Origin of the sequence: Nonomuraea roseola (assembly GCF_039535395.1) — a bacterium.
In the GTDB taxonomy this organism is placed as follows: domain Bacteria; phylum Actinomycetota; class Actinomycetes; order Streptosporangiales; family Streptosporangiaceae; genus Nonomuraea; species Nonomuraea roseola.
The window spans coordinates 4646144-4662041 of the sequence record NZ_BAAAXC010000015.1; the positions used below are offsets into that span (position 1 = coordinate 4646144).

At 71.0% G+C, this 15898-nt stretch carries 14 protein-coding genes; 7 read left to right on the forward strand and 7 right to left on the reverse strand.

Going from position 1 to position 15898, the window contains the following annotated elements:
• Nucleotides 1-30 precede the first annotated feature (30 nt).
• The 4 genes from ABFX55_RS45530 to ABFX55_RS45545 form a co-directional block, all read right to left on the reverse strand.
• Nucleotides 31-2658, reverse strand: coding sequence for a Tex family protein (locus ABFX55_RS45530; protein ID WP_346130022.1), 2628 nt, complete (start codon nucleotides 2656-2658; stop codon nucleotides 31-33).
• Nucleotides 2659-3105: 447 nt separating this feature from the next.
• The gene (locus tag ABFX55_RS45535) at nucleotides 3106-3351 is read right to left on the reverse strand and encodes a hypothetical protein (protein ID WP_346130023.1); all 246 of its coding nucleotides are present in this window, start codon (nucleotides 3349-3351) and stop codon (nucleotides 3106-3108) included.
• Nucleotides 3352-3395: 44 nt separating this feature from the next.
• On the reverse strand, nucleotides 3396-3707 hold the full coding sequence (locus tag ABFX55_RS45540) for a hypothetical protein (RefSeq protein ID WP_346130025.1): 312 nt from the start codon (nucleotides 3705-3707) through the stop codon (nucleotides 3396-3398).
• Between the two features lie 71 nt (nucleotides 3708-3778).
• Complete coding sequence (locus ABFX55_RS45545; RefSeq protein ID WP_346130026.1) at nucleotides 3779-4708, reverse strand: AraC family transcriptional regulator; 930 nt, start codon at nucleotides 4706-4708, stop codon at nucleotides 3779-3781.
• 249 nt (nucleotides 4709-4957) lie between these two features.
• Between ABFX55_RS45545 and ABFX55_RS45550 the strand changes: the two genes are divergently transcribed.
• The 6 genes from ABFX55_RS45550 (at nucleotide 4958) to ABFX55_RS45575 (ending at nucleotide 10639) form a co-directional block, all read left to right on the forward strand.
• Entirely contained in the window at nucleotides 4958-5425 is a 468-nt protein-coding gene (locus tag ABFX55_RS45550) for an anthrone oxygenase family protein (RefSeq protein ID WP_346130028.1), read from the forward strand.
• A 97-nt stretch (nucleotides 5426-5522) separates the two neighbouring features.
• Nucleotides 5523-7154 (forward strand): ABC transporter substrate-binding protein, encoded by a 1632-nt coding sequence (locus ABFX55_RS45555; RefSeq protein ID WP_346130029.1) that lies wholly within the window; start codon nucleotides 5523-5525, stop codon nucleotides 7152-7154.
• The gene (locus tag ABFX55_RS45560; protein WP_346130030.1) at nucleotides 7151-8167 is read left to right on the forward strand and encodes an ABC transporter permease; all 1017 of its coding nucleotides are present in this window, start codon (nucleotides 7151-7153) and stop codon (nucleotides 8165-8167) included. Before ABFX55_RS45555 ends, ABFX55_RS45560 begins: the two co-directional genes overlap by 4 nt.
• Nucleotides 8164-9012: an ABC transporter permease gene (locus ABFX55_RS45565; RefSeq protein ID WP_346130031.1), complete on the forward strand. Its 849-nt coding sequence runs from the start codon at nucleotides 8164-8166 to the stop codon at nucleotides 9010-9012. The genes ABFX55_RS45560 and ABFX55_RS45565 overlap by 4 nt, the downstream gene beginning before the upstream one ends.
• Complete coding sequence (locus ABFX55_RS45570) at nucleotides 9009-9779, forward strand: ATP-binding cassette domain-containing protein (protein WP_346130032.1); 771 nt, start codon at nucleotides 9009-9011, stop codon at nucleotides 9777-9779. Before ABFX55_RS45565 ends, ABFX55_RS45570 begins: the two co-directional genes overlap by 4 nt.
• On the forward strand, nucleotides 9776-10639 hold the full coding sequence (locus ABFX55_RS45575; RefSeq protein WP_346130034.1) for an ABC transporter ATP-binding protein: 864 nt from the start codon (nucleotides 9776-9778) through the stop codon (nucleotides 10637-10639). Before ABFX55_RS45570 ends, ABFX55_RS45575 begins: the two co-directional genes overlap by 4 nt.
• A 63-nt stretch (nucleotides 10640-10702) precedes the next feature.
• Here the strand turns inward: ABFX55_RS45575 and ABFX55_RS45580 are convergent, their stop codons facing one another.
• Together ABFX55_RS45580 and ABFX55_RS45585 are read right to left on the reverse strand one after the other, a co-directional pair.
• The gene (locus ABFX55_RS45580; protein ID WP_344840033.1) at nucleotides 10703-11059 is read right to left on the reverse strand and encodes a DUF742 domain-containing protein; all 357 of its coding nucleotides are present in this window, start codon (nucleotides 11057-11059) and stop codon (nucleotides 10703-10705) included.
• The gene (locus tag ABFX55_RS45585) at nucleotides 11052-12911 is read right to left on the reverse strand and encodes a sensor histidine kinase (protein ID WP_346130035.1); all 1860 of its coding nucleotides are present in this window, start codon (nucleotides 12909-12911) and stop codon (nucleotides 11052-11054) included. The genes ABFX55_RS45580 and ABFX55_RS45585 overlap by 8 nt, the downstream gene beginning before the upstream one ends.
• Nucleotides 12912-13134: 223 nt before the next feature.
• Between ABFX55_RS45585 and ABFX55_RS45590 the strand changes: the two genes are divergently transcribed.
• Nucleotides 13135-14706 carry an ABC transporter substrate-binding protein gene (locus ABFX55_RS45590; RefSeq protein ID WP_346130037.1) on the forward strand — a complete coding sequence of 524 codons (1572 nt, stop codon included), beginning with the start codon at nucleotides 13135-13137 and terminating at the stop codon, nucleotides 14704-14706.
• A gap of 33 nt (nucleotides 14707-14739) precedes the next feature.
• On the opposite strand, the gene ABFX55_RS45595 is transcribed toward ABFX55_RS45590, so the two are convergent.
• Nucleotides 14740-15831, reverse strand: a complete 1092-nt coding sequence (locus tag ABFX55_RS45595; protein WP_346130038.1) for a hypothetical protein — start codon at nucleotides 15829-15831, stop codon at nucleotides 14740-14742.
• Between the last annotated feature and the right edge of the window lie 67 nt (nucleotides 15832-15898).

The window sequence follows — 15898 nt, forward strand, 5'->3', positions numbered from 1 at the left end:
CCTTACAAGATCGGCGGCGCCCATCGGTCGTCAGTGGTCGTCGCCCGCCAGGCCGGCCTTGCGCAGAGCCTCCGCCAGCGCGCCCGTCGGGGCGGGGCGGCCCTGGCGGCGCTGTCCGCCGCCCTGGCGGCCGCCGTCACCCCTGCCGCCACCGTTCCCGCGTCCGCCGTCAGACCGGCCGCCGTCAGCCCTGCCACCGTCAGAGCGACCACCGTCAGAGCGGCCGCCCTCACCGCGTCCACCGCCGGAGCGGCCGTCTCCCGGACGTCCGTCGCCGGAGCGCCCGCCGGCCGTACGCCCGTCGCCCGAACGACCGCTTGCCCGTCCATCACCGGAGCGGCCACCGCCCGAACGCCCGTCGCCGGGACGGCCGCCGCCGGAACGCCCGCTGTCCGCACGGCCCTCGCCCGAACCTCGAGCCCCGCGCTCACCGGCACCGGCACCGGCACCGGCACCTGAGCCGGCGGCGCCGCCGGCGCCTCTGCCCTGGCGGGGGCGGCCCTCGCCGTCCTGCGTGGCCTCGTCATCAAGCCGCAGCGTCAGCGAGATGCGCTTGCGGGGGATGTCGACCTCGAGGACCTTCACCTTGACGATGTCGCCTGGCTTCACCACGTCGCGCGGGTCCTTGACGAACGTGCGCGACATGGCCGACACGTGCACCAGCCCGTCCTGGTGGACGCCGACGTCCACGAACGCCCCGAAGGCCGCGACGTTCGTCACCACGCCCTCGAGGATCATGCCCGAGGCCAGGTCGGAGAGCTTCTCCACGCCCTCCTTGAACGTCGCCGTCTTGAAGGCGGGACGCGGGTCGCGTCCGGGCTTCTCCAGCTCGCCCAGGATGTCGGTCACCGTCGGCAGGCCGAAGGTGTCGTCGACGAAGTCGGCGGGCCTGAGCGAGCGCAGCGTCGCGGTGTTGCCGATGAGCGACTTGAGATCGGCGCCCACCGAGCTCAGGATGCGCCGCACCACCGGGTACGCCTCGGGGTGCACGCTGGAGGCGTCGAGCGGGTCGGCGCCGCCGGGAATGCGCAGGAAGCCCGCGCACTGCTCGAAGGCCTTGGGCCCGAGCCTCGGCACCTCCTTCAGCGCCGTGCGCGACCTGAAGGGTCCGTTGGCGTCGCGATGCTGGACGATGTTGTCGGCCAGCGTCGCCCCGATGCCCGACACGCGGGTCAGCAGCGGCGCCGAGGCGGTGTTGACGTCGACGCCGACCGCGTTCACGCAGTCTTCGACCACCGCGTCGAGCGAGCGCGACAGCTTGGTCTCGGCCAGGTCGTGCTGGTACTGCCCGACGCCGATGGACTTGGGGTCGATCTTGACGAGCTCGGCCAGCGGGTCCTGCAGGCGGCGGGCGATCGAGACCGCGCCGCGCAGCGAGACGTCGAGCTCGGGCAGCTCCTGCGAGGCGTAGGCGGAGGCCGAGTAGACCGACGCGCCCGCCTCGGACACCACGATCTTGGTCACTCCGGGCATGTGCTTGACCAGCTCGCCTGCGAGCTTGTCGGTCTCGCGGGAGGCGGTGCCGTTGCCGATCGCGATCAGCTCGACGCCGTGCTTCTGGACCAGCGCCCCGAGGACGGCCAGCGACTGGTCCCACTGCCGCTTGGGCTCGTGCGGGTAGATGGTCGCGGTGTCGACGACCTTGCCGGTGGCGTCGACGACGGCCACCTTGACGCCGGTGCGCAGGCCGGGGTCGAGGCCCATCGTGGTGCGGGTGCCCGCGGGGGCGGCGAGCAGGAGGTCGCGCAGGTTGGCGGCGAAGACCCGCACCGCTTCGTCCTCGGCCGCCTGCCACAGCCGCATGCGCAGGTCGAGACCAAGGTGGACGAGGACGCGCGTGCGCCAGGCCCAGCGGACGGTGTCGTTCAGCCACTTGTCGGCGGGCCTGCCCTGGTCGGAGATGCCGAAGCGGGAGGCGATGCGCAGCTCGTACTCGGGACCCTCCTCGGGCTCGAGCGCGACCGAGAGGATCTCCTCCTTCTCGCCGCGGAACATCGCCAGGATCCGGTGCGAGGGCAGCTTGGTGAACGGCTCGCTGAAGTCGAAGTAGTCGGAGAACTTGGCGCCCGCCTCCTCCTTGCCCTCGCGGACGGACGAGACCGCCCTGCCGTTCGACCACATGCGCTCGCGCAGCGTGCCGATCAGGTCGGCGTCCTCGGCGAAGCGCTCGATCAGGATGGCGCGCGCGCCCTCGAGGGCGGCGGCCGCGTCGGCCAGCCCCTCGACGACGTAGGGGCCCGCGGTGGCGATCGGGTCGAGCGTCGGGTCGGCGAGCAGCGCGTCGGCCAGCGGCTCGAGACCGAGCTCGCGCGCGATCATGGCCTTGGTGCGGCGCTTCGGCTTGTAGGGGAGGTAGATGTCCTCCAGGCGGGCCTTGGTGTCGGCCGCGACGATCTGCTCCCTGAGCTCGTCGGTCAGCTTGCCCTGCGACGCGATCGACTCGAGGATCGCCGTGCGCCGCTCCTCGAGCTCACGCAGGTAGCGCAGCCGCTCCTCCAGCGTGCGCAACTGCGCGTCGTCGAGAGCGCCGGTGACCTCCTTGCGGTAGCGCGCGATGAACGGCACGGTGGCGCCGCCGTCGAGCAGGTCGACCGCCGCTTGCACCTGCCCGTCGCGTACGCCCAGCTCTTCCGCGATCCGCTGGTGAATAGAGAGCACTGATTCGCCTTTCGATGGTCCGCCGCTCAATTCTGCCGGACCGGGGGATGGTGTTCTTCCTGTCTGCCGGGCGGTTGCTGTTTCTCCTCCTGTACGGCAAGCCCGTCCGGCGCCTCCGCCGGCCGCGTGGTGCCGTCCGCCGAGGGCGCGCGCCCAGCAGAACTTCGGTTCCCGCCGTCACGGCGAGCCTGAACCCGAAACCCTAAACCCAGGCACCGACGATTTCGCTCCGGCCCCACGGGTCGGCCGAGGAAGGGCCAGGACGAGGTCGGCCGGGGGGAGAGCCTCGCGGGGTCGGCTGGAGGTGAGGGCCGGGACAAGGTCGGCCGGGGGGAGAGCCTCGCGGGGTCGGCTGGAGGTGAGGGCCGGGACAGGGTCGGCTGAGGGGAACGGTCGGGCGGGTCGGGTGGGGGCGTGCCGCCGCAGGGGTGCGCGCGGCGGCACGGGTCAGCGGGCGATGGCGGCCCCGGCCGGCGCCTGACACTCAGGGGCCGGGCAGGCGGGGCCCGAGCAGGCCGGGCAGGCGGGGTCCGACCAGGGGGCCGGCACCAGGTGGCCGCGGTCGCGCCACGTCACCGCGCTCCGGCCGCACCCGTTGTCGACGTGCCATGCCTCATAGGTGTGCTTCCACTCCGCATGGCACAGGGCGCAGCGGTGCGTCCACGTCTCCAGGACGACGCAGGAATCCTTCATGGTCTTGCTCCGATCATGTGGTGGTACGGCGGGCGCGGGCCCTGTCACGTACGCCACACGCACAGCAGCGTCCTGAGCGCTGTCTTCCGCACGCACGCTGCAGGCGTGGCCACCACGGGATCGTGTCGTCCGAGGAGTGAAGGCGGTGAAGGACGCCGGACGGGAAGCTCGGTCCTCCTCGAGGCGTCGTCGGAGACGGGGAGCCGCTCGACGGCGACGTTCTCGCCCTCCGCGGCGAACGCCTCGGCGTACGCGGGGCCGAGCCCTCCGACCTGAACGGTCCATGCGAGGGCCGCCACCACCACCCACAGCCATGCCCGACCGCCGGGGGACAGTCGGGACATCGCGATACTCACGCTGTGTAACTTCTCCGCCTCAAAGTGAGGAGAATCGTCACACAGTGTAATATTCGTTCGACCTCAGGGGGCTACACGGAGGTCAGGCGGTACTCCTGGGGACTCACTCCCCGCTCTCGTTTGAACGCCGTGCTCAGCGCGAACGCGCTGCCGTACCCCACTCTCCTGGCCACCGACCCCACGGTCGCGTCGGGCTCACGCAGGAGGTCGGCGGCCATGGCCAGCCGCCACCCCGTGAGGTACGTCATCGGCGGCTCGCCCACCAGCTCGGTGAAGCGCCGCGCCAGCGCGGCGCGGGACACCCCGACGCGCTCGGCCAGCGTCGCCACGGTCCACGGGCTGGCCGGCTCGTTGTGCAGCACCCGCAGGGCGCGGCCCACGACCGGGTCGCTGTGCGCCTGGTACCAGGCGGGCGCCCCCGCCTCGGGACGGGAGAACCAGGCCCGCAGTGTGGCGATCAGCAGCAGGTCGAGCAGCCGGTCGAGGAAGACCTCCTGTCCCGGCTGGTCCTTGGCGATCTCGTCGCCGAGCAGCGTGAGCAGGGGGGAGTCGAGCGAGGGCACGACGAGGGAGGCGGGCAGGGCGAGCAGCAGACGCTGACTGATCTCACCGCGCATCTGGTAGGTGCCGCTGAGCATGGCGGCAGGGCCGTCCATGCTCTCGCCCCAGGTGCGGACGCCCAGGTCCATGGAGGCGCACAGCTCCACCCCGTCGACCGTGGTGCTGCGCTCTCCCGGGTGGATGAGGATGGTGGGCTCGGTGTCCGGGGCGTCGGCCACGTTGTACGCCTCGGGCCCCCGCATGATCGCGACGTCGCCCGGACGCAGGCGCAGGGGGTCGCCGCGGTCGGGCAGGACCCATGCCTCACCGCGCAGCATCGAGACCAGCGTGAGCGGCGCGCGGTCGAGGATGCGGACCGACCACGGCGGCGTCATGATCGATCGGAGCAGGAAGGCGCCGCGGGCGCGCGGGCCGTCGAGAAGTCCGGCGAGAGCGTCCATGAGCCGAAGCCTAGACGCTCGATGATGGGGCTGAGCGTGTGAGCCATGGCCCGTCTCGGTGGCCGCCGCCAAGCTGAGGACATGACAGATCTGGTCCTGGGCGGTACCGGCAAGACCGGGCGCCGTGGGGTGGAGGCTCGGCTCCCTCGGCCTGCCGGTTGGCGTGGGCTCGCGGGACGGCACGTCCCTCTTCGACCGGAACGACGAGTACGCCACACGGGCGGCGGCGAGTGGAACGTGGAGTAGATCATGATGACAATGGCCTTGGCCGTGCTCAGTGTGCTGCTGCTGGGCGCGATGGCCGGACTGTTCTTCGCGTTCTCGACCTCGGTGATCCCCGGGCTCGACGCGATCGAGCCCGAGCGGGCCGTCGCGGCGATGAGGAGCGCCAACAGGAAGATCCTCAACCCGCTGTTCCTGCCGGCGTTCCTCGCGGCCAACGTCGCGCCGCTCGTGACGGGCGTCCTGCTCCTGACGCAGGGCCGCTCGTCGGCGGGCATCGCGTTCCTGGTCGCGGGGGGCGTCTACGTCGTGGGCGCCTTCGTGGTCACCATGGCGATCAACGTGCCGATGAACAACGCGCTCGAGGCGGGGACGGGCCCGGCCGAGCGGCTGTGGGCGGACTACTCGCCGGGCTGGCAGCGGTGGAACGTGATCAGGGGGCTGGCGAGCCTCCTCGCGCTGGGCGTCGCGGCGGCGGGCCTGCTGATGTGGTGATACTCGCGAAGGGGGAGGCGTAAGTAGATACGATCTTGCGCGTCGGGTGAAACCGGGCGAAAGGCCCGGATCGCCGCCTACGAAAGGAACTCCCCCCATGCGCTGGCACAAGCGTCTGCTCACCGCAGGGGTCGTCGGCGCCGTGGCCATGACCGCTTCCGCGTGCGCGGGCGGCCAGGTCCGTGGCGCCAGCCAGCCCCCTTCGGCCCCCGCCACCCAGCCTGGCGCGAGCGCGAGCACGAGCGCGGCCCCCGCCGCCGTCAACGACAAGGCCTTCGTCTACGCGCCCAACCTCGACGTGGTCACCGACTGGGATCCCGCGACCTCGTACTCCAACGAGAATATCGCGATGCAGAACATCTACGAGTCGCTGACCCGCTACAACGCCGAGAGCCAGAAGCCCGAGCCGCGCCTGGCCACCGAGTGGAGCTCGGCCGACGGCGGCAAGGAGTGGACGTTCAAGCTCCGCGAGGGCGTGAAGTTCCACTCGGGCAACCCGGTCACCGCCGAGGCCGCCAAGAAGGCCATCGAGCGGACCATGAAGCTGAAGAGCGGCGCCGCCTACATCTGGGACGCGGTCAAGAAGATCGAGGCGCCCGACGGCGGCACGCTGAAGTTCACGCTGAAGTACGCCACCCCGCTCGACCTGGTCGCCTCCTCCGGCTACGCCTCCTACATCTACGACACCAGCGTGGTCGAGAAGGTGAAGGACGGCACGACCGACGCGGGCTCAGGCCCCTACACGATCGACACCTGGGCCAAGGGCAAGGAGACCGAGCTCACGCTCAAGGCGTTCGACGACTACTGGGGCGGCTGGAAGCCGGGGCAGTACAAGAAGGTGGCCTTCCGCGTGACGCCCGAGCTGACCACGGCGTGGCAGCTGCTGAAGAACGGTGAGGTCAACTTCGTCCAGCGGCTCAACCCGCAGCTGTTCGCGCAGGCGGGCGCCACTTCGGGGGTCCAGGCGACGCGGACGCCCTCCTTCCAGAACCTGATGCTGCTGTTCAACACCGAGAGCGGCCCGCTCAAGGACGTGAAGGTACGGCAGGCGCTGCAGAAGGTCCTCGACTACGACGGTCTGGCCGCCGCTCTGGAGGGGGCGGGCGTGAAGGGCTCGGGCCTGGTGCCGCAGGGCCTGCTCGGCTTCACCCCCGGCCTGGAGCCGAAGCAGGACCTGAAGGAGGCGGCCGAGCTGCTGGCCGCCGCCGACTACGGACCCGACCTCAACGAGCTCAAGCTCAGCCTCACCTACGCCCAGGGCGACGCCGACCAGCAGCTCATGGTCACGCTGCTGAGCTCGCAGCTGAAGAAGCTGAACGTCACCCTGCAGGCCAAGCCGATGCAGTGGAACGCGCAGTGGGACCTCGGCAAGAAGAAGGGCCAGGACATCTTCGTCATGTACTGGTTCCCCGACTACGCCGACCCCTACTCGTGGTTCGTCAACGTCTTCCGCAGCGCCGACCCCGTCTCCTTCAACCTCTCCTACCTGAGGGACGAGGCGATCGACAAGGCGATCGACGCGCTGCCCCAGCTGACGGCGACCGACAGGGCGGCGGCCGAGCAGTCCTATGCCGACCTGCAGAAGAAGATCATCGAGGAGAAGGCCGCGGTGGCGGTGCCGTACGTGCAGACCTACCAGCGCGCGCTGACGGCGGGCGTGCAGGGCTACGTCGACAACCCCGCCTACCCGAACGTCGTCTCCTTCTACGATCTGACGCTCGCCGGGTGATCGGGTATCTGGCGCGCCGGCTCGGCCAGGCCCTCCTGGTCGTGGCCGGCGTCGTCACGCTCACGTTCGTCATCATGCGGCTGGTCCCCGGCGATCCCGCCGTCGCCTACGCAGGGCCCAAGGCGACGCCCGAGCAGCTCGCGGCCGCGAGCCGGCAGTTCGGGCTGGATGAGCCGCTCCACGTCCAGCTCTGGAACTACGTCAGGGACCTGGTCACCGGCGACTGGGGCACCAGCCTGCGCACCAGGCAGCCGGTCCGCGAGGACCTGTTCACCGCCTTCCCCGCCTCGCTGGAGCTGGTGGGCGCGGCCCTGATCCTCGCGATCGTGGTGGGGATACCCGTGGGCGTCCTCGCCGCCCGCCACAAGGCGAGGCTGCCCGACCTCGGCGTACGGCTCGGCTCGATGCTGGCCGTCTCGGTGCCGGTGTTCTGGCTCGCGCTCACCCTGCAGACCGTCTTCGCCAGCCACCTCGGCTGGTTCCCCGTCGCCGGCGAGTACGACGCCTCGCTCGACACCACCAGCCCGCTCACGCTCTGGACCAACATCACGATCGTGGACGCCCTCATCACCGGCAACTGGCCCATCTTCACCAGCACGCTCGACCACCTCGTGCTGCCCGCGCTGGTCGTGGCCGCCTACCCGGCGGGCGTGATCGCCCAGATGACCCGCGCCGCGCTCATCGAGGAGTCAGGCCAGGAGCACGTACGGCTGGAGCGCGCCCTGGGCTTCGGCGAGACGACCATCCTGACCAGGTTCGCGCTGCGCCCCGCGCTCAACCCCGTCCTGTCGCTGATCGCGCTCGTCTTCGCCTACTCCCTGGTCAACGGCTTCCTCGTCGAGGCGGTCTTCAACTGGCCCGGTCTCGGCCGCTACGCCTTCAACGCGATCACCTCGGCCGACACGCCGGGCATCGCGGGCGTCACCCTGCTGGTCGCCGTGGTCTACGTCCTGGTCAACCTGGTCGTGGACCTGCTGCAGGGCGTCATCGACCCCAGGGTGAGGACGCGATGACCGTCGTCGAGCCGCGCAGGCGGCTGCCCATGATGCCTGACCGCCTGGCCGCCTTCGGGGCCGTGCTGCTCGTGCTCATCGCGGCGTCGGCGCTCTTCGCGCCGTGGCTGGCGCCGTACGAGGAGAACGACCCGAAGCCGCTGGACAAGCTGCTCGAGCCCAGTTCCTCGCACTGGTTCGGCACCGACCACGTGGGGCGCGACATCCTCACCCAGATCCTGTACGGCGGGCGCACCTCGCTGGCGATCGCCGCGGCCGTGCTGGCCGTCTCGGCGCTGGTGGGCGTCACACTCGGCGTCGTGGCCGGATACGCGGGCGGCTGGATCCGCGACGTGATCATGCGGATCACCGACATCTTCCTGGCCTTCCCCGCGCTGCTGCTCTCTCTCGCGCTCGCCGTCGTGCTGCAGCCCAGCGTGACCACGGTGATCCTGGCGATCGCGGTGACCTGGTGGCCGTGGTACGCCCGCCTGTCGGCCTCGGTGGCCGCCTCGGTGTCCACCAGGAGCTACGTCGACGCGGCCCGCTGCCTGGGCGTGCCCGCGCCGGTGATCGTGTGGCGGCACGTGCTGCCGAACTCGATCACGCCCGTCCTCGTGCAGCTCTCGCTCGACGCCGGAGGGGTGATCCTCACCGCGGCAGCGCTGTCCTACCTGGGGCTGGGCGCGCACGAGCCGACCGCCGAGTGGGGGCTGATGGTGCAGCAGGGCCAGACCCTCTTCACCACGAACTGGTGGGTGGTCACCTTCCCCGGCCTGGCCATCCTGGTGACCGCGTTCGCCTTCAACGTGCTCGGCGAGGGACTGCGGAGCGCGCTCGACCCGCGAAGGACGGTGATCAGGTGATCAGGGTGCGGGATCTGCGCGTCGCCTACGGCGACAGGGTCGTGGCCGAGGTCCCCGAGCTGGACGTGGCGCGCGGCGAGTGCGTGGCGATCGTGGGGGAGAGCGGCTCGGGCAAGTCCACCACGCTGCTCGCGCTCCTCGGCCTCACCGAGGGCGCCCGCGTGTCGGGCGAGGTGTCGGTGTGCGGGGTGGACGTCATGAAGGCGCGGCCCCGCGCGCTGCGTGCCGTACGCGGCGCCAAGGCGGCGCTGGTCATCCAGTCCCCTCAGGCGGCGCTCTCCCCGACGACCAGGCTCGGCGTCCTGATGCGCAGGGCGCTGAGACTCCACGGGGTCGGGGGCGGCTCGGACACCTCGGGGAAGGCGGCGAGGGGGATCGACGAGGTGATGGCTCAGGCGTGCGAGGCCGTGATGCTCGACCCCGCCATCCTGCGCCGCTACCCGCACGAGATCTCCGGCGGGCAGGCCCAGCGGTTCGCCATCGCCCTGGCCATCGCGCTGGGCGCCGAGGTGATCATGGCCGACGAGCCCACCAGCGCGCTCGACGTCACCGTCCAGGCCGAGGTGGTCGGCGTGCTGCGCGAGCTGCGCGAGGAGCGGGGCCTGGCCGTCCTGCTCGTCTCCCACGACCTCGCCCTGGTCTCCACGATCGCCGACCGCGTGCTCGTCATGAAGGACGGCGTGGTCGTGGAGTCGGGCCCCGCGCGCCACGTGCTGCGCGACCCCGACCATCCCTACACCCGCGAGCTGCTGGAGGCGCTCCCATGATCATGCGCGCCGACGGCGTCACCCTCGGGTACGGCGGCCGCCCCGTCGTCCACGACGTCACGCTCGACATCACCGAGGGGGGCGTCGGCCTCATCGGCGAGTCGGGCTCGGGCAAGACCACGCTGGCCCGCGCCTTCCTCGGGCTGCTCAGGCCCATGAGCGGCACGATCGCCTTCAACGGCCAGGACCTGCGCAAGGTGGGCATGAAGGCGTTCAGGAAGGCCGTGCAGCCGGTCTTCCAGGCCGAGTCGCTCGACCCCAGGATGTCGGTGGCCCGCTCCATCGCCGAGGGAAGCCGCGACAGGGCCGCGGTGCCCGCGCTGATGGAGAAGGTCGGGCTCGACCCTGCCCTCGCCGCGCGCAGGCCCCACCAGCTCTCCGGCGGCCAGCGTCAGCGCGTGGTCATCGCCAGGGCCCTGGCCGTACGGCCCGAGCTGCTCATCCTCGACGAGCCGACCAGCGCGCTCGACGTCACCGTCCAGGCGCGGATCCTCGAGCTGCTCGAAGGGCTCGAGGCCGAGCGGCTGCTCATCACCCACAACCTGGCGGTGGTGGAGCGGCTGTGCCGTACCTCTCATGTGCTGTTCGCCGGCAGGGTCGTCGAGTCGGGGCCGACGGGCGAGCTGCTGAGGCGGCCCGCGCACCCCTACACGCTGGCGTTGCGCGACGCCGTGCCGAGGCTCGGAGGGCAGCCGCCGGTGGCGAGGGGGAGGACGGAGGCGGCCCCTGCGAGCGAGGGGTGCCCGTTCAGGCTGCGCTGCCCGCTGGCCGTACCGGAGTGCGAGAGCGCCCCCGAGCCGCGCGAGGTAGCGGGCAGGAAGGTCGCCTGCCACCGTGCCGAGCTCGTCCTCAGTGCTTGATGGTCGCGCCCGCTTCGGTCCTCGTTGGCTCGTGCCTCGCTCTCTCGGCCCGAGCTCCTGCGCTCAGAGGGCTCGCAGCCCGTTGATCACCTCCAGCATCACCTTCGCGTCGGGCGCGGGAGGCGGCTTCTCGACCTCGACCAGCTTCTGCGCGTGCAGGTCGCCGACCAGCACGCGCACCACGCCGATGGGCAGGTTCAGCTCGGCGGCCACGTCCACCAGACGGGTGGGCTTGGTGCACTGCTGCAGGATGATCAGGTGTTCGGGGTTCAGCCCCACGGGCATCGCGAGACCGCCCGCCGTGATGATCACGGCGATGAGGTCGATGGCCTCGCTCGCGGGCACGGTGCGACCACGCGTCAGCAGGTAGGCGGGGACGATAGGACCTGCGTCCTCGTCCAGCCAGCGCTCCTCAGTCACTGGTCACCACCCGCATCCGCCGGGCAGGCTCGGGGTCGTGCTCCTGCGGGGCATCGCTCTCCTCCTCCGAGCTTGTTCGCTCGGAGACGAGCTCTCCTGGGATCAGCACGATGGCGGTGGTCCCTCCATATGGCGAACCGCGCAGCGTCACGCGGATGTCATGCCTGGCGGCCAGGCGGGCGACGACGAACAGGCCGAGCCTGTCGCTGTCGGCGAGATCGAACTCCGGCGGGTTGGCCAGCCGCTCGTTGAGATCGGCAAGCTCCTCCTCGCTCAGCCCGAGGCCCCTGTCCTCCACCTCGATCGCGAACCCGTGGGCGGCGAGCTCGCCGCGGACGGTGACCGCGGTGTGCGGAGGGGAGAAGACGGTGGCGTTCTCGATGAGTTCGGCGATCAGGTGGATGACGTCCCCCACCACGGGTCCCGCCAGCGAGTGGTCGGGCATGGGGGAGACGCTCACCCTGGTGTAGTCCTCCACCTCGGCGGACGCGCCGCGGACGACGTCGTGCAGCGGGACGGGCTTGCGCCAGCCACGCCCTGGGACGGCGCCCGAAAGGATGATCAGGCCCTCGGCGTGACGGCGCATCCTGGTGGTGAGGTGGTCGAGGCGGAACAGGTCGTCCAGCGCCTGCGGGTCGGTGGCGGTGCGCTGCATGCCGTCCAGCTGGATGCGCTGGCGGTGCAGCAGGGTCTGGCTTCGCCTGGCCAGGTTGCGGAAGACCTGGCCGACGCCCGCCCTCAGCTTCGCCTCGCCCACGGCCGCCTCGACGGCGGTCTGCTGGACGGTGGCGAAGGCCTTGCCGACGTCCTGGATCTCGGCCGTCCTGCCCGGCACGGTCAGCGCGGGCACCTCGACCTCCTCGCCCTGGCGCAGCTTGCGCACCACCTGCGGCAGCCTGGACTCGGCCACCTCAAGGGCGGCCTGGCGCAGCGTGCCCAGCTCCCTGGACAGCCTGTTGCCCATCCGCAGCGAGATCACGATCGAGACCACCACCACGACCAGCCCGGTGCCCGCCAGCACCAGCGCCCGCACGAGCACCGCGTCGGCGACCGGCTCGGCGCGCTCGGACAGCAGGATGCTGGCGCTGTTCTGCGCCTCCTGGATGGTGGTGGCCAGCGCGTCGGAGGCGGTGGGCCAGTCGGCGGGCGCGTGGCCCGCGATGATCTGCTCCTCCATGATCCGCAGCCGCTGGTAGGCGGGCGAGGTGATGATGCCCACCTGGATCTCTCGCAGCGGCGCGTCCAGCTCGGCGAGGGCCTGGTCGATGAGGAAGCGGCGGTTGCCGACGAGCTGGGTGAAGAGCTTGCGCTGCTCCTCGCCCGGATCGCCGACCGCGATCGCCTGCTCCCTGGTCAGCAGCTCCTTGGCGTACCCGAGGTTGATGACCAGGCGCGACTGCTCGTAGATCGGGATGTCGTCGATCAGCGCCACGCTGCGCTGCAGGCCGAAGAGCGCGTCGGAGATCGCGTTGTAGGCCTCGATCGTGGGCAGGATCGGCGACAGGCCGGCGTCGATCTCACCTCTGATCCCCTCGAGGTGCGCCAGCTGCGTGAGCACCGTGTCGATCTCCGTGCGGACGGCGGGCGTGGACGAGCCGCGCGAGAGCTCCGACAGCTGACGGAAGCGCTCCCTCGCGGTGTCGGTCCTGGCCCGCTGGGTGTAGGCCGCGGCCTGCTCGTCGGCGGTGGCGCGGTCGACGACCAGCGACGCCGATGACAGACGTTCGCGCTGGAGTTCACCGATCAGCTTGCTCGCCGGCTGGCGCAGGTTGGTCCAGCGCTCCTTGTACGAGCGAAGTTCGAGGCTCTCCCCTGCTGTCACCGCGACGATGATGACCCATAGAGTGACCATCGAGACAAGCGGGACCAACAGTAGGCCGACGATCTTCACCCTGATCGTGCGGCTTCGGGCCATGGCACCTCACTCCGGTCGGTCCCTGGCATCGGAACCCCGGATTGGGACAGAGGAGAGCCTAGCAATAGGCCCACACAATTTCCCGATTTTTCGGGATTTTCGGCGCTGTTTCGTGATCTTGCAGTAAGTTCACCACAAGATCAGGGAGTGGGGGAGACAGATGCGCCGTCGGCTGATCGCGGCCGCGCTCACGCTCCTCATGGCCGGCTGCTCGGGCCAGCAGGCGCAACAGGCGCGGCAGGAGCCGCCGCCCGCCAAGGAGTCCACGTTCGTCTACGTGGAGAACCTCGGCGTGGTCACCGACTGGGACCCTGCCAGCTCGTACTCCAACGAGATCATCGCGATGCAGAACGTCTACGAGTCGCTGACGGTCTACAACCCGGTCACCAAGAAGGCGGGTCCTCGCCTCGCCACCTCGTGGCGCGCCAGCTCCGACGGCAGGACCTGGACGTTCACCCTGCGCTCCGGCGTCACCTTCCACACGGGAAGGCCGCTCGACTCCGCCGCGGTCAAGGCCTCGATCGAGCGCACCATGCGCTCCAAGAGCGGGCCGTCCTACATCTGGAACGCGGTCGAGAGCATCAGGGCCGTCGACCCGCTCACGGTCACCTTCACGCTGAGGTACGCCGTGCCGCTCGATCTCGTCGCCTCCTCCGGCTACGCCGCCTACATCTACGACACCGCCGCCTCCACCGACCTCAAGGCCTGGTTCGCCGCAGGACGCGACGCGGGCACCGGGCCCTACACGGTGGCCAGCTGGCAGAAGGGCAAGCGCGACGAGCTCACGCTCAAGGCATACCGGCCCTACTGGGGCGGATGGGACAGGCCTCACTACACAAGGGTGAAGTACATCGTCATCCCTGACCCCGACGAGGCGTGGCAGCGGCTGCTGCGCGGCGAGGCCAGCTTCGTGCACCGGCTGAACCCCGCCCTCTACCGCAGGGCGGCCAGGACCGCCGGGGTGCGCACGGCCGAGATACCGTCGTTCCAGACCGCGATGCTGCTCTTCAACACCGCCTCGGGACCGCTGGCCGACGTGCGGATCCGCAGGGCGCTGCGCAAGACCATCGACTACGACGGCACGCTGAGGGCCCTGCGCGGAGCCGCCTCGCCCTCGACGGGGGTGATCCCCGAGGGACTGCTCGGCCATCTGCCCGACCGCAGGCCCAAGCAGGACCTCCAGGGCGCCACGCAGCTGCTGGCAGCCGCGGGGTACGGCCCAGGCGGGCGCAACCTGCGCCTCACCCTCACCTACGCCCAGGGCGACGAGGACCAGCGCGTCTTCGTCCAGCGCCTGGCGGCCACGCTCGAACCGCTCAACGTCACGCTCGTGGCCAGGGCGATGCCGTGGGAGGCGCAGTGGGCGCGCGGCAAGACCCGGGGGCAGGACATCTTCCTGATGTACTGGTGGCCCGACTACGCCGACGCCTACTCGTGGTTCACGAACGTGTTCAGGAGCGCGGAGAAGGTCGAGTTCAACCTGACATACCTGAAGGACCGGGTCGCGGACGGGCTGATCGACACCCTGCCCGAGCTGACCGTCACCGACAGGGCGGCGGCGCAGCGGGCGTACGCGCGGCTGGACCGCCGGCTGCTGGAGGTGCAGGCGGCGGCCGCGGTGCCGTGGGTGGTCAACTACCAGCGCGCCTACCTGGGCGGCATCCAGGGCTACAACGACAACCCGGCCTACCCCGACGTCGTCTTCGCCTACGACCTCCGCCCCGCGGGCTGATCCTGTCGTCCGCCGAGGAGGATCGGTGCGGGATCAGCGATGGAGGCCGCTGCCTGCGGTGTCAGGCACACCCTCCCGACCGTGCGCCCCGCGGCGCAGCCAGTAGGCCAGGACCGCGGCCCCCAGCAGCACCGCCCACACCGGGTAGGGCCAGAGCAGCAGCATCTCCAACTGCCCGTTCTCGACGGCGTTGACCACGAGCCCTGGCGTGGCCAGGCAGCAGGCCCCCGCGATCAGCCCTCCCGCGACGACCGGCGGCCGCACGGGGACGGGACGCCCGTGGTAGAACGGCACCCACCTCGGGAAGACCTCGCCCCACCTGCTGATGAGGCCGAGCGTCAGCACCGCACCGAGGAGGGCGGCGAAGGCGATGATCACTCCCTGCAGCCGGGTGCCCGGGTCCAGGGCGCCGGTCAGCGCGGAGTCGGTGGGCCACGGCGTCAGCCAGGTCAGCCGGTAGAGCGCGTACGGCAGCGGGCACATCGCCGCCCCGATCGTGGCCACGCGCCCCCACCTGGCCACGGAGGCGGCGCTCGCCCAGCGCGGGCGCTCGCCGTCACTGAACGCCTTCACCGCGATCAGCGCCCAGACGGCGAAGGCCGCCGCGTTGGCCAGCGTCCAGCCGAGTCGCCCCGCGTATGAGGCGAAGCCCGCGATGATGTTGCTCGTCACGAGCCGCATCACGTCGGGGGAGCTCACCCCCGACACCACTCCCGCGCTCACCAGGGCCACCAGCGCCGCCAGGCACGCGAAACCCGGCCACCTGCCGCGCAGGCAGGCCATCACCACGACGGCGACCAGCGCCACAGGGCCCAGCAGGGCCAGGCCGTACCCCAGCAGCGACATGATGCCGGCGTCCGACATCACCACGCCGAAGAAGAGGAGCTGGACGATCGCTCCCGCCCGCAGCACGGGCCTCGGCGCGAAGACCAGCACCAGGCCCAGCAGCCCGGCGGCGGCCGTCATCGCTCCCGCCGCCGCGTGCTCGATCAGGTGGGACAGCGACACCGTGACCCTGTCGTGCGCGCCGAAGGGATAGCTGGCGGGGTTCGTCCACCACAGCAGCCCGACGGCGGTCACCGCGATCGACAACGCCGCCCCGAGTATCCGATCAGTTCTCGTCATGCCGGCCACGCTAGGAACAGGAAAGCAAGCCTGCCTCCCCCTGCCGAGGGAGGCCGGCCCGCCGGTT